Source organism: Pseudomonas sp. NPDC089547 (assembly GCF_050280665.1).
Taxonomy (GTDB): Bacteria; Pseudomonadota; Gammaproteobacteria; order Pseudomonadales; family Pseudomonadaceae; genus Aquipseudomonas.
In genome coordinates, this window is sequence record NZ_JBNNVS010000006.1 from 1 (window position 1) to 13,335 (window position 13,335).

Annotated in this window: 13 protein-coding genes; all 13 read left to right on the top strand. The window is 57.9% G+C overall.

Annotation, left to right across the window (positions count from 1 at the left end; translation table 11 throughout):
* On the top strand, window positions 1-192 hold a 192-nt coding region (locus ACQKPZ_RS05860), incomplete at its 5' end, for a putative PEP-binding protein (protein WP_427536091.1).
* 744 nt (window positions 193-936) lie between these two features.
* Entirely contained in the window at window positions 937-2,175 is a 1,239-nt protein-coding gene (locus tag ACQKPZ_RS05865) for an aminotransferase class I/II-fold pyridoxal phosphate-dependent enzyme (RefSeq protein WP_427536093.1), read from the top strand.
* A 10-nt stretch (window positions 2,176-2,185) separates the two neighbouring features.
* Window positions 2,186-3,049: an HpcH/HpaI aldolase/citrate lyase family protein gene (locus tag ACQKPZ_RS05870; RefSeq protein WP_427536095.1), complete on the top strand. Its 864-nt coding sequence runs from the start codon at window positions 2,186-2,188 to the stop codon at window positions 3,047-3,049.
* Entirely contained in the window at window positions 3,024-3,569 is a 546-nt protein-coding gene (locus ACQKPZ_RS05875) for a MaoC family dehydratase (protein ID WP_427536097.1), read from the top strand. Before ACQKPZ_RS05870 ends, ACQKPZ_RS05875 begins: the two co-directional genes overlap by 26 nt.
* 22 nt (window positions 3,570-3,591) lie before the next feature.
* On the top strand, window positions 3,592-4,332 hold the full coding sequence (locus ACQKPZ_RS05880) for an SDR family NAD(P)-dependent oxidoreductase (protein ID WP_427536099.1): 741 nt from the start codon (window positions 3,592-3,594) through the stop codon (window positions 4,330-4,332).
* Between the two features lie 58 nt (window positions 4,333-4,390).
* Entirely contained in the window at window positions 4,391-5,404 is a 1,014-nt protein-coding gene (locus tag ACQKPZ_RS05885) for an ornithine cyclodeaminase family protein (protein WP_427536101.1), read from the top strand.
* Between the two features lie 35 nt (window positions 5,405-5,439).
* Complete coding sequence (locus ACQKPZ_RS05890) at window positions 5,440-6,417, top strand: C-terminal binding protein (protein ID WP_427536103.1); 978 nt, start codon at window positions 5,440-5,442, stop codon at window positions 6,415-6,417.
* The gene (locus ACQKPZ_RS05895) at window positions 6,410-7,153 is read left to right on the top strand and encodes a class II aldolase/adducin family protein (RefSeq protein ID WP_427536105.1); all 744 of its coding nucleotides are present in this window, start codon (window positions 6,410-6,412) and stop codon (window positions 7,151-7,153) included. The genes ACQKPZ_RS05890 and ACQKPZ_RS05895 overlap by 8 nt, the downstream gene beginning before the upstream one ends.
* Window positions 7,150-8,097: a pyridoxal phosphate-dependent aminotransferase gene (locus ACQKPZ_RS05900; protein WP_427536107.1), complete on the top strand. Its 948-nt coding sequence runs from the start codon at window positions 7,150-7,152 to the stop codon at window positions 8,095-8,097. The genes ACQKPZ_RS05895 and ACQKPZ_RS05900 overlap by 4 nt, the downstream gene beginning before the upstream one ends.
* A gap of 215 nt (window positions 8,098-8,312) precedes the next feature.
* Window positions 8,313-9,050 carry a type IV toxin-antitoxin system AbiEi family antitoxin domain-containing protein gene (locus tag ACQKPZ_RS05905; protein ID WP_427536109.1) on the top strand — a complete coding sequence of 246 codons (738 nt, stop codon included), beginning with the start codon at window positions 8,313-8,315 and terminating at the stop codon, window positions 9,048-9,050.
* Window positions 9,051-9,064: 14 nt separating this feature from the next.
* On the top strand, window positions 9,065-9,382 hold the full coding sequence (locus tag ACQKPZ_RS05910; RefSeq protein WP_427536111.1) for a hypothetical protein: 318 nt from the start codon (window positions 9,065-9,067) through the stop codon (window positions 9,380-9,382).
* Entirely contained in the window at window positions 9,375-10,583 is a 1,209-nt protein-coding gene (locus ACQKPZ_RS05915) for an MFS transporter (protein WP_427536113.1), read from the top strand. The genes ACQKPZ_RS05910 and ACQKPZ_RS05915 overlap by 8 nt, the downstream gene beginning before the upstream one ends.
* Window positions 10,584-10,705: 122 nt before the next feature.
* Window positions 10,706-13,300, top strand: coding sequence for a leucine--tRNA ligase (leuS, locus tag ACQKPZ_RS05920; protein WP_427536114.1), 2,595 nt, complete (start codon window positions 10,706-10,708; stop codon window positions 13,298-13,300).
* The last annotated feature ends 35 nt before the right edge of the window (window positions 13,301-13,335 follow it).

Here is a 13,335-nt window from a genome sequence, read left to right on the forward strand (position 1 = left end):
GCGGTGAAAAAGCTGCTGGCCAACGCCATTGCCGCGTGCAACAAGGCCGGCAAGTACATCGGCATTTGCGGCCAGGGCCCATCGGACCACCCGGATTTGGCCAAGTGGCTGATGGAGCAAGGCATCGACAGTGTTTCGTTGAACCCGGATTCGGTAATCGAGACGTGGCTGTTCCTGGCTGAAGCCCAGTAAGCCTTCGAGCCCCTCCCCCTAATCCAACGCCTCGATTGAGCAGTGGCTGTGGGAGCGGGCTTGCCCGCGAAGCATGCAACGCGGTGGTTGGCACCGGCTTCGCCGGTGCTCGCAGGCACGCCCACAGGGAACTGCGGCGCCCCTTACTTAGCTCTCTGCGCGACAGCACAGCCCAAAGGGCTGGCGGATCTGCTACGTACCTTACTGACTAGCACGCCCACACAACACGCAGACGGTAGCCAGCTTCGTGGTCAGCAGAACTGACAAGCCTCCGCCCTCGACATCGTCCATATCTCCAAAAGAGCACACGGTGCAAACATTTTGTAACTTAGTCCTACATATCAGAAAGACTTTTCCTACGTATCACCATGAACTTTCCTACAACTATATCGACATATTCAAACACATCCATAACCTCCCTTACGAAATTAATACTGGTCTTTGCCAAACTCCGAGCCCACACCGCTACCCGCACGCCCTAGATTAGATAACTCAATAATTTTCACCCTCCGTGTTACTATTCATAGATCACCGCATTTTTCTCAAAGAAACGCTTGACATGGAAGTTTGGTCTTGGCCATATTCGGCCTCACCGACCAACTGACCGCTGAACTCTCTCGACGGTGACCAGCATCTAAAATCAGGCCAGTTTCTTCACGATCAACCTATATAGATGCCTGACAAGGTCGGCACACTCGCAAAGACAACTTCTCTCGACGCTTTACCCAAGCAAAAGGAAGGCTTATGTCTGACTTGAAGAATCAATTTATAAATACTGCAAGGACGGTTGAAATTGGTAATCCCTCCTGGCAGCTCGCACAAAACTCCGGGTTGACCGACTTGAGCGTCAGGCATGTCGAGCGCAGCCGCATGGTTGACCAGAACGGGCACGAGTTCATGAACATGTGCTCGTGTTCCTATCTCGGGCTGGAGATCGACCCACGCTTGGCCAGACGCGCGGCAGACTATGTAGTACAAAGCGGCACAGTCAATCTGCCGACTTCCCGCATCCGGATCCGCCTGAAGGAACTGGACGAATTGGAACTGGCCATGTCTGCACACTTCAAGTGCAGCGCTTTCACCGCAACCTCATGCAGCGCGGGGATCGTCGCATCGCTGCCTTTGCTGGCAGGCGGCATTTTCACGGATGGACAGCGTCCGTTCATGATCTTCGACAAGCATGCGCACTTTGCCTTGAACCAGGTCAAAGCGGTCTGCGCGGACGAGACCCAAGTGGTCACTTGTAACCACAATGATGTCGACTTCATCGAGGACATGTGTAAAAACCACCCGCTGGTCGCCTATGTCGCCGACGGAGCCTACAGCATGGGCGGTAGTGCACCGATCAAGCGTCTCCTGCAATTGCAAGATAAGTACGGGCTATTCCTCTACTTCGACGACTCGCACTCGTTAAGCGCCTATGGCGAACAGGGCGAGGGCTACATTCGCACCTTCATGCCGGAACTCAACCCTCGGACAATGCTGGTGTATTCCCTGGCCAAGGCCTTCGGAGCCAACGGCGGCGGGATCTTCATGTCCGAACGGGCAAAGTACCAGCAGATCTTCCGCCGCTTCGGGGGGCCGATGTCCTATTCACAGTATGTAAATCCAGCCACCATCGGTGCCTCGATGGCTTCGCTGGACATTCACCAGTCCCTCGAGCTGGGCGAACTCCAGAAAAAGCTCACTTCCAACATCCAGCTGTTCGACAGCCTGTTCCCCACTGAGCATGCGGGCTCTGGCTTGCCGATTCGCGTCGTTCCCCTGGACAGCCCCGACATGGCAGTCAGCGTTTCCGAGGCTGTGTTCAAGCGCGGATACTACACCTCCGCCGTTTTCTTCCCGATTGTCGCCAGGAACAAGTCAGGGCTGCGCGTGATGATGCGTGCCGACATGTCCCATGACGACATCCGTGGTTTCTGCGCGGCCGTACGCGCCGAGGTCGAGCTGGCCCGCCAGGGTCTGCCGGGCGCCCATGGTTGAGCGCATGATAATGAGCCAGCCCGTTCCGAGAAGCCTGTTGTACTGCTCCGCGCTGCACCCTGAACAGTACGTCAAGAGCGCCTTGGCGGATGTCATGGTGATTGATCTGGAGGACGGTGTGCCACACGGGCAGAAAGTCCAGGCGCGTGCCTGTGTCGAACAGTTCTATCGCTCGCAGGTAGCACAGAGAACGGCGCTTCGCATCAACCCGCTTCGCGATAACGAAGGGTTGCTTGATCTCTTGCTGGTACAAGCGCTGGAGCATCGGCCCGAGTACATCGTGATGGCCATGACTGAAGCGACTGCCGAGATCGATGTGGTCCGGGCCAATCTGTGCCGAGATGGTGAAACCCCGAAGATCCTGGTCACGGTCGAGACGCCAGCCTGTATGCGGGCCATCTACGAAGTCGCAGCAACGGCCGACGGGCTGATCTTCGGATCGGCCGATTACGCCGCCAGCCTCGGTGTACCAATCGGCGGCTGGACCAATATCCTGCATGCGCGCGGGACCATCGTCGCGGCGGCCAGCGCAGCCGGCATTCCTGCATTCGATACGGCGCACTTCAATCTGGATGACGAAGACGGATTGATGAAGGAATGTCAGGACACTTTAGAACTGGGGTTCAGTGGCAAGACCGCCATTCATCCTCGACAGATTGCCACCATCAATATGGTTTTCACCCCCTCTGCCGCTGCATATGAACAAGCCTTGGCAGTGGTGGAGGCAGCAAAGCACAGTGGTGACAAGATCACACGCCTGAAGAATCTCATGGTCGGACCTCCGTTCGTGAAACAAGCCAGGAAGGTAATCCAGCGCGCCCAGGAACTGGGGCTTAAAGGAGAGAAGCATGGACCCCATGATCGCGGCGCATGAACAGGTCGGAGCCAATCGCTATCGCGAAGCCTACGGTCTGCACTACGAGGAGTTCGTGATAGGCGATGTCTTCGAACACCGTCCGGGGCGCACGGTGACGGAGCTTGACAACATTTGGCAGTCACTGTTCAACATGAATAACCATCCGGCACACATCGACGCGGCCTATGCGCAGCACACCGAGTTCGAAAAGTTGCTGGTCAATAGCTCCCTCACCCTATCGATTGTCAGTGGCATGACCGTGGCGACCATGAGTGCGCGGGCCATCGCCAACCTAGGATGGGATGAAATACGCCTGCCAAACCCGGTCTATGTCGGCGATACGCTGTACGCCGAAAGTGAGGTGGTTTCTAAGCGGGAGTCACGCTCACGACCCGGTCAGGGAATCGTCACCATCAAGGTCATCGGACGCAAGCAGGATGCAACGCCGGTAATCACTTACCTGCGGACTTTCCTGGTTCCCAAAAGGGGGTACTCCCAAAAATACCCAATCGGCCAAGGCACATCCGCCTCTTATTGAATATCAACCTTGGAAGCATGCCATGAGCAGACTGGCAGTGATTACCGGCGGTAACTCCGGTATCGGAGAAGCCTGCGCCTTACGTTTCGCCACGCAGGGATACGAAGTGGTTATTTGCGGGCGCCGAGGCACACTCAATCGTGAGGTGTGCGAACGCATTCATGAGGCCGGAGGGGTTGCCCACAGCTATACCGTCGACTTGCGTGATGCCCGCCAACTGAGCGAGTGCTTTCGCATGATCAAAAGCGATCATTCGCCGGTGGCCTGCTTGGTCAACAGTATTGGTATCGAAGGTACGCCCTTCACGCGCACCGAGGATTACGACGACACAGTGTTCGACGATGTCCTGGCAACCAACGTCAGGGCGCCTTGGCTGTGCATGAAGGCGGTCTTGCCAGCGATGAGGCTGGCGCGCGCCGGTAGCATCGTCAACGTCGCTTCACTAGCCGGTATACGTGCAAGTGCCACAGGCGGCTCAGCGTACTCCGCGAGTAAACACGCACTGGTGGGCATGACCCGTGCAGCAGCCCGCGAGTATGCCCCCTTCGGGATCCGCATCAACGCGGTATGTCCGGCATTCGTCCGTACCCCTCTGTCGGAAAGCGTTCTTGGCGCCGCCTTGGAGGAAGCAGGCAGCTCTCACCCACTCAATCGCATCTGCGAAGCACAGGAGGTGGCCAGCGCTGTTTGCTGGCTTTCCTCCCAAGACGCTTCGTTCGTGACTGGCATCGCGATGCCGGTGGATGGCGGGACTCAAGCCTGAGAACCGACGCAAGTCCCCTGGCCACTACGAATCTGGACCAATGAAGGGAGGAAAACGCATGTTGCTCCTCAATCAGCAAGACATCGAACAGTCTGTAGAACTACCGCGGGTTGTTCGTGCGCTGGAAGATGCGCACCGAAAGTTTGCCTCGTCGCCCCCTGTGGTTCCTGATCGATTGATGATCACTCACCAGTGCGCAAATGCATTTTCCCTGTTCATGCCTGCTTACCTCCCCGAGCAACCCACCCTTGGGATCAAGGTTTCGTCGTTTCACGCTAGCAATCGCGCACGGGGGTTACCGGCGGTCAATGGCGCCGTCTTGCTGATCGAGCCGGGAACTGGCCGACTGCTGGCCATGTTGGACAGCGCAGCCCTGACAGCGATACGCACCAGTGCGATGAGCGCACTGGCCACCGACAAGCTGTGCCCGCTGAGACGCCTCAACTTGGCAGTGATCGGTGCCGGGACCCAAGCCGCCGCCCATGCTAGAGCCATGGCTGCCGTTCGCGAACTGGGGCAGGTGCGGATTTTTTCGCGGCGCCTGGAGCAGAGCGTGGCGCTGGCCCAGCGATTGTCCATCGAGCTCTGTTTGCCGATTGAGGCGGTCGACAGCCTGCGAGCCGCGCTGGCCGACGCGGACATTATCTGCACCACCACCTCTCACTCCAGCCCGACGCCACTGATCACTTCAGACTTGCTCAAGCCGTTCGCACATATCAACGCAGTGGGAGGCAGCACACTCGCCGCATGCGAGATCGATCCGCGATTACTGGCTGATGCCCTGGTTCATGTCGATCATCTCCACTCGGCCCGTCATGAATCGGGAGAAATCGCCCGGGCCCTGGCGACGGCGGTGATCAGCGAAGGCGAAATCCGCCAGATCAGCAACTTGGTGATTGAGCCAACCGTGCCCATCACTCAAAAGCCAAAGTGGAGTTACTTTCGCAACGTAGGGCACGCCAGTCAGGACATGGTGGTCGCTGCCTGCATCTACGAAACGGCCAGCGCAGGAAAATTCGGTCAGTACTGCAACTATTTCAACGGCCCAGGCGAGCCCCGCATAGGGTGCTGACCTGGCATGGATACGGTTTGGGAGTAGGGAAACACATGAACATATTGCTGATCGATTCGCAGAGAATTAACTACGTCAATAGCGGAGAGTACAGCGCAGGGGCAGCATACGACGGTCATACCCTGGAGGTCACCACCAATCCTTCGGATGAGCAACTGGCACGCGCTGACGGGATAATCGCCTTTCACGCTGTGCCCATCGACGCCCCCCTGGTGGCCAGGATGCATCGTTGCCGAGCACTGGTGAAAGCGACCATCGGCCTCGACGACGTCGATATTGAGGCCCTTAGTGCAAAAGGCATCCTCTGCTCCAACATTGGCTCGGTAGGCGCGCAAGAAGTCGCGGAGCATGCACTTGCACTCATCCTGATGGCCCAACGCAAACTGTCGGACTTTGCTAGGCATACCCGCGAAGGCGGCTGGAGCTGGCGCCATCATCACGGCACGGTGAAATCCTGCAGTGATACCGTGCTGGGGCTAGTGGGATACGGTGAGATCGGGCAGGCCTTGGCATACAGGGCATCGGCGCTGGGGTATCGACTGTGTTTCTACGACCCGCGAATTGAGCGATGCCCCTTAGGGCTGGCACAGCGAATGACTCTGGACACACTGCTCGGGCAGGCTGATGTCATTTCCCTGCATCTGCCGCTCACCGGGCACAGCCGACACCTGCTAAACGATACTCGCTTTGCGCAAGTGAAGCGTGGGGCGACGCTGATCAATACCGCACGCGGCGCTATCGTCGACTCCGAGGCATTGCTTCGCGCCCTGCAGTCCGGTGCCATATCGATGGCGCTGCTGGATGTGGTCCAGGAGGAGCCTTTCGTGCCCGAAGCTCTGCTGGAACATGAGCGTGTGCTGATGACCCCTCATGCAGCTTTCTACAGCGAACGCTCGCTGGCTGATCTTAAGCGCAACGCACTCCAAACGATGATCGCGCTCCTGCGCGGAGACAGGGTCAAGACCCTGGTCAATCCCGATTGCATCGCACAGGAGGCGAACACACATGTCTGAAATGAACCTCGTGAGCCTTGAGGCTTCACAGTCCAACCTACCCACATGGTTCGACATGGCAATCGGCGCCAGCATCCTGCAGTACGGCCAGCGCCTTGCTACACGCGAACTGCTCGTCAATACCCTGGGCAACATCGCGGTGCGCACGCAATGTCCTTTCTGGAAGCGCGAGGTGATATACACCAAGCACCTAGGCCTGTCGCTGGAAGAGTCCGGCCTTGAGAACCTGGCCGTGCTGGACATGCAGTCCGACGAGCTACTGCACGGACGCTGCCGCCCCAGCCTGGGGCATCAGATGCACCGCGAAATCATGCGCTGGCGCCCCGATATCCATGCCACCGTGCACCTGCACCCCGATGATGTCATTGCGTTTTATGCCGTCATGCAATGGCGAGAGATGAGGTACGTGTCGAACGATACCGCGCTCGTTATGGGCAAGCCACCTTGCATTCTTGGCGAAGGCGTCAATGTTGAGCTGGATGTGAGCGTTATCGGTCGCTGCGCGGGTGACACCAACTGCATCGTCATGCCAGGTCACGGCATCACCAGCTTCGGCCGCGATCTTTCGCAGGCGTACCATCGTGCAGTGGCCTTGGTCGCGGAAATCCGCCGATTGATTATCTGTCAGCAGCTGTCGGCGGCCACCGGCACACCGATTGTCTTCGCCAGCGAAGACGACGTGCGACACATGTATGAGCTCGGCGAACAGATCATTTATGGGAGCACATGCTCATGAAGTTTGATGCACATATTCTCGATTCGGGACTGTGGAAAGCACCGGCACGTGACCTGAGTTCAGTATTGCTGGATTTAAACGAAAACCAGTTCCTGCAACAGTTTCTCGCACGCTTCATTGCTACGCAGCTCCAGCCCCAGGACCTGTTCACCTACCCAAACTACCAGCCTTTGCTCGTGGAGTTGGCCAGCTACTGCAAAGTGCCCACGCAGCACGTGCTGTTGACCAACGGCGCAGATCAAGCCATCGACCTGCTGCTGCGCTTGATGTTTTCCCCTGGTGATCGCGTTGTCATTCCTTCACCGGTGTTTTCCTTCTACTACCAGATGCTCGACATCAATGGCGTCACGCCGGTCGTCGTGGGGTACGAGCGACAAGCACAGGGTTTTGTGCTGCCCATCGGGGCGGTGCTCGACGCCTTGTCGACAAGCCAAGGGCTGATCCTGTGCAACCCTAACAATCCATTGGGTGGGCGCCTGGAAACGGAGCACATGCAGGTACTAGTGGAGGCGTGCGTCAGGCAGGATAAACCCGTCATCGTTGACGAGTGCTACTTCGAATACCTGCAGCAGTCTTGCCTGGATAGCTTCAGTGGGGTCAAGCAATTGTTCGTCATCCGCTCGTTCTCCAAGTACTTCGGGCTAGCGGGACTGCGCTTAGGGTACGTGGTCACCCACCCCGACTCGGTGCGCGAGTTGCTGAAAGTACGAGGTCCCTGGGACGTCAATCATATTGCGATCAAAGCGGCGTTGTATTGCCTGCGTAATCAGTATGAGTTGCGCTTGGCCCATGGAATTCTCAATCAGATCAAGGGCGAGATCCTCGAAGTCTGCCGTGCGCACGGGATCGTAGCGTATGGCAGCGACACCAATTTCCTTCTACTGCAGGACCAGGCCGATGGCCGCATCGCGCGCGCGCCTTCGCCCAGCACAACATCCGCGTGAACCACTGCACCGGGTACCCCCACAGCTTCGGTCTGCTCAATAACATGTTGCGCGTCGCGATACCGGCGAAGTCGGACCTGAAGGTATTCCTGAAGGCGTTGATAGGGGCTGGCACCGGTGCTGGCTGGGCGGATGTGAAACTATCCATTCGATAGTGCTCATAGCCCAGGCCGGTGCTGGGGTTTTCACGATCGTACAGACTCAGGGTGCAAGGGATGAAAGGGCGTCATCATTATTCGTTGATCAAGGAGCTCTACAAGACCATGCCACGCGGCATGCTACTGAATCTCTCGGCACTGCAGAAAATCGGTATTTCCAATCAGCGTGCGGCTTGCTACGCGAAAAGTGGCTGGTTGACCCGTATAGCGCATGGCATTTACGTGTTTCCCGGCGATTCGTTGAGCCTACCGTCGGCGCTTACCTACTTGGCCATGCAAATCGAAGGACTGCATGTCGGGGGGGCTAGCGCGCTTCTGGAGCGCGACAGCGCGCCGCTAGTTCTATGGGGAGATGCGCGCACGAGCTTGCCACGCTGGTTTTCCGAGCGATTTTCAGTGCGCTACCGTCATGCCCGTCTTTTCGATTGGCAGGCACCGAGCATACCTGAGCAGACCTTGACCCATGCAAGACCCGTACTGGGCAACATCAAATGCTCCACGGCAGAACGTGCACTGCTGGAAATGCTCTACGACGTGGGCGACAAGCAATCTTTAGAGGACGCCTATATTGCGTTCTCCCAAGTCAAAGTAATGTGTCCACATATCGTAGGTGATCTACTCCAGCGCTGTACCAGCATAAAAGCCAAGCGCCTGTTCCTGAAATGGGGGCGCGAATGCGGCCAACTCAACCTAGATACGGTGCTTGACCATTACCGTATTCCGATGGGCAGCAACAATCGTTGGATCACACGACTCAAAGACGGTTCGATGTTGTCTTTGAAACCCTACGGCTAGGGATGCCAAGTGCCATGAAGTCAATCTTGCTGCTCAATGTAAGCAACCCGGTGTTCCGCGAGCTCACACTAGCCTCGCTGGCGAGTACGAGCCTGCCCGGTGTGTCGACATCCGCCACAAATCTTGTCCTGACCGATATGAAAATTGTCGCAGCGGCAAAGTGGATCGGCTTTCCGGGGATAATCAAGCCGAGATTGCTCGTTGAGGTTGCCATAGATCGTACCTTCTTTATCGAGCCGCTCTCGTCATCATCCAGACGGATACTGGGCATGCATACCACATGGCAAGCACAGCGCACGATCGTGACACCCCAAGGGGTCTCAAATGAGTAGACTCTTCAAAGGCGAGGGGTTGCCGGCGACTATGCGCAACATCTTTGCGCTTCGTCTGCTTTTCGTCCTGGCCAACGCGCTGGGGCCGTTCGCTGCTTTGTTTTTCAACCGCCACTACCGACTCGATGGTCCGGCGGTGGCATTGGTGATCACTCTCGCATCGGCGTTCTACCTGACGGGCAATCTGTTGGGAGGGGCGTTGGCCAGTCGCTACGCCTTTCGCCCGTTGTTACTCGGCACCAGTTCGTGCTCATTTATCGTTCTGGTGCTCGCGATAATGCTTACCCCACCGACTGCGTCAATCGCCATGGTGCTGCTGTTCATACTGTGCGCAGGAGCGAGCACGCCAGCGTTCAGCATGCTGACCTCGCTGGCGGCCAATGACGCCAACCGCATTGCGTACTTCGGCTATTTGCACCTTGCCAGCAACATAGGCGCGGCACTGCTGTTCGTCATCGGTGGCTATTTGCTCGGCCTTCACAGTCATTACCTGATGGTGTTCGCCGCCGGTGTCAGCATTTCATGTCTACTGGCCAGTGCTTTACTGCCCCTGCCCGAGCGACAGGCTCATGCACCACAGGCTCTACCTGCGATCTTGCGCGAGATAGTAGAAATACCGAAGATCGTGATAATTGCCAGCGCACTATTTTTCGCCGTATCGGTACTGGACGCGCAGCGTGAGTACCAGTTGCCGCTTTGGCTCGACCTGAAGACCGTCGGCAGCGCAGCCAGCATGTTTGCAGCCGTGGGGCTCGTCAATGCGTTGCTGGTCGTCCTGATCACACAGCCGTTGATCGCCTTGACTTCTCGACTCAGCACGCTCACCAATCTGGCGATGGCGAGCATATTCTACGGCATCGGATTTGGCGCTTACGCGTTCTTCGAGCATACCGCGCTGATCCTGTCGTTCGTCTTGTTCTGGACGATGGGAGAGATTCTTGGGATCACCCATATGACCGCGCTGATTTCCCAAAAGACCTCATTGCAGGCCCAGGCAACCCTTTTTTCGCTGATTCCCATCCTGCTCGCAGTCGCCAGAATGGTTTCTGTGGGATTGAGTGCCTCCTTGATCTCCGACCTAGGGTTCGCGCTGAGTTGGACCCTATACGGATTGTTCGGGCTGGCGCTGGGAGGCGCCTGCCTGTTGACGGTGGGTTTGGGAATCGCGCCTTCTCAGGTTTCATCATCACGAGGCAGTTGAGCCAGGAGACCCATTTCAGCCTCAAAAGGGAGAGGTATGTTTAGCATGGGTGGCGCGCTACAAAAAACGCATGAGTCGAGCGATTGAGTCCCACTTGGCACAAGTAACATCGAGGAGCGCCTATGCGACAGCAGTATGATCCTGCCTGGATTGAAAGCACAGCCCAGGCCAAATGGCTTCGCGCGGAAGTCTTCAAGGCTACCGAAGACGAAAGTCGGCCGAAATTCTATGCCTGCTCCATGCTGCCCTACCCCTCGGGAAAATTGCATATGGGCCATGTGCGCAACTATACGATCAACGACATGTTGGCGCGCCACTTGCGGATGAAGGGCTATAACGTCCTGATGCCGATGGGGTGGGATGCTTTCGGCCTGCCGGCGGAAAATGCCGCCATGCAATCGGGCGTGCCCCCAGCCGAATGGACACGGTTGAACATTGCCGACATGAAGTCGCAGATGCAACCGCTCGGGCTGGCGTTTGACTGGTCACGGGAAATCGCCACCTGCGATCCGCAATACTACAAGTGGAACCAGTGGTTCTTCCTGAAACTGCTGGAAAAGGGCGTGGCCTACAAGAAAACCCAGATCGTCAACTGGGACCCCATCGACCAGACCGTGCTCGCCAATGAGCAGGTGGTAGATGGACGGGGTTGGCGATCCGGAGCGCTGGTGGAGAAGCGCGAGATTCCTGGCTACTACCTGCGCATCACGCAGTATCGCGAAGAGCTGCTGTCGGGCATCGATACCCTGGAAGGCTGGCCGGACATGGTTCGCAGCATGCAGCGCAACTGGGTTGGCAAGGTCAGCGGCGTGCGCCTGGCCTTCCGCCACGCGATCGAAGATGCCAGCGGGCAGTTGATAGACGCGGGCAAGCTGTGGGTATTCACCACGCGCGTCGATACACTGATGGGTGTGACATTCTGCGCTGTTTCCCCAGATCATCCTCTGGCAAAACGAGCCATTGAGCTCGAGCCTGGACTCGAACAACAGGTGCAGGCGTGCCGGCAGTCAGCACAGGCCAGCCCTGACGCCGGCGCACAGGCGAAGCTGGGCATCCCCAGCGGCTTGCACGTCGAGCACCCACTGACAGCCGCACCGGTCGCCGTCTGGATCACCAATTATGTGCTCGGTGAATACGGTGAAGGCGCTTTGATGGGGGTGCCGGCCCACGATGAGCGTGATTTCGACTTTGCCCGTCAGTACGGCGTGCCGGTGCGCCCCGTCATTGCTTTCGAAGGGGCGGCCTATGACCCTGCCATATGGTCGGACCGCTACGCCACACGGGAAGGTCGCCTGATCAATTCAGGCGCCTACGATGGCCTTACGGTGGATCAGGCGTCTCTGGCGATCGTCGATGCCCTGGCTGAGCGCGAATGCGGCGAGCAAGCCACCACTTGGCGCTTGCGTGACTGGGGCATATCGCGGCAGCGCTACTGGGGAACACCGATTCCTATCATCCATTGCGAACACTGTGGCGATGTACCGGTGCCTTATGCGGACCTGCCGGTGGTATTGCCGACCGACTGCATTCCCGATGGCAGTGGCAACCCGCTGCAGCAGCATGATGCGTTCCGCCACGTCGCATGTCCGCGTTGTGACGCGCCCGCGCTTCGGGAAACGGACACCATGGATACCTTCGTCGATTCGAGCTGGTACTTCATGCGCTACTGCGACCCGGATTGCCATAGCTCGATGGTCGGGCCTGGCAATCGCTACTGGATGCCCATCGACCAGTACATCGGCGGCATCGAGCATGCAGTGCTGCACCTGCTCTACGCCAGGTTCTGGACCAAGGCGATGCGCGACGAGGGACTGGTGGACTTCAGTGAGCCGTTCAAGAACCTGTTCACCCAAGGCATGCTGCTGCGAGAGAGTTACTACCGCAAGGCCGAAGACGGCAGCCGGCGTTGGTTCTACCCCTCAGAGGTAATGGTTCACTACGATGAGAAAGGCCGCCCGGTCAGCGCCACTGCGGTGGAGGATGGCTTGCCCGTGAGCCTGGGCGGGGTGGAGAAGATGTCCAAGTCGAAGAACAACGTGGTCGAGCCCAAGGACATCATCAACCGGTTCGGCGCCGACACTGCACGCCTGTTTACCATCTTCGCAGGGCCTCCGGACCAGAGCACGATCTGGAGCGATAGCGGTGTCGAAGGGGCTTATCGCTTTCTGCGCCGTCTCTGGAAGTTTGCCGTTGACGAGCAAGCCCGCTGGGAAGAAGGTGCCGACCTGGTGACGGATGCCGCGCAAGCCAGCCGTGTGCGCTTCGAGACCCATGGCCTGCTGCAGCAGATCAATAACGACTATGAGCGCCTCCAGTACAACACCGTCGTCTCGGGCGCCATGAAGATGCTCAAGGTGCTCGAGGGAGCCCGCAGCGCTGGCCACCAGGTATGCCGGGACACCATGTCCATTCTCCTGCAAGTGCTGCATCCGGTGACGCCGCATATTACCCAGGTACTCTGGGAAGCACTGGCGTTGCCTGGCGCAATCTACGACAGTGCCTGGCCGACCCCGGACAGCGAAGCCCTGAAACAGGATGAAGTGAGGATGATGGTGCAGGTGAATGGCAAGCTGCGCGGGGAGATTCTCGTAAAGGCCAACGCCGACCATGACACGATCCGCGGCCAAGCGCTCTGCGATGGGGCATTGAGCAAGTATATGGAAGGTGCGGGGAGAATGATCGTGGTACCTAACCGCTTGGTGAACTTCATCGTCTGAACTTACGGGCTGCCCCTGAAAACCAAAAGCCGGCA

Coding starts and splice junctions, on each gene's coding strand:
- ACQKPZ_RS05865 (WP_427536093.1), top strand. CDS start 937: ATGTCTGACTTGAAGAATCAATTTATAAATACTGCAAGGACGGTTGAA.
- ACQKPZ_RS05870 (WP_427536095.1), top strand. CDS start 2,186: ATGAGCCAGCCCGTTCCGAGAAGCCTGTTGTACTGCTCCGCGCTGCAC.
- ACQKPZ_RS05875 (WP_427536097.1), top strand. CDS start 3,024: ATGGACCCCATGATCGCGGCGCATGAACAGGTCGGAGCCAATCGCTAT.
- ACQKPZ_RS05880 (WP_427536099.1), top strand. CDS start 3,592: ATGAGCAGACTGGCAGTGATTACCGGCGGTAACTCCGGTATCGGAGAA.
- ACQKPZ_RS05885 (WP_427536101.1), top strand. CDS start 4,391: ATGTTGCTCCTCAATCAGCAAGACATCGAACAGTCTGTAGAACTACCG.
- ACQKPZ_RS05890 (WP_427536103.1), top strand. CDS start 5,440: ATGAACATATTGCTGATCGATTCGCAGAGAATTAACTACGTCAATAGC.
- ACQKPZ_RS05895 (WP_427536105.1), top strand. CDS start 6,410: ATGTCTGAAATGAACCTCGTGAGCCTTGAGGCTTCACAGTCCAACCTA.
- ACQKPZ_RS05900 (WP_427536107.1), top strand. CDS start 7,150: ATGAAGTTTGATGCACATATTCTCGATTCGGGACTGTGGAAAGCACCG.
- ACQKPZ_RS05905 (WP_427536109.1), top strand. CDS start 8,313: ATGAAAGGGCGTCATCATTATTCGTTGATCAAGGAGCTCTACAAGACC.
- ACQKPZ_RS05910 (WP_427536111.1), top strand. CDS start 9,065: ATGAAGTCAATCTTGCTGCTCAATGTAAGCAACCCGGTGTTCCGCGAG.
- ACQKPZ_RS05915 (WP_427536113.1), top strand. CDS start 9,375: ATGAGTAGACTCTTCAAAGGCGAGGGGTTGCCGGCGACTATGCGCAAC.
- leuS (WP_427536114.1), top strand. CDS start 10,706: ATGCGACAGCAGTATGATCCTGCCTGGATTGAAAGCACAGCCCAGGCC.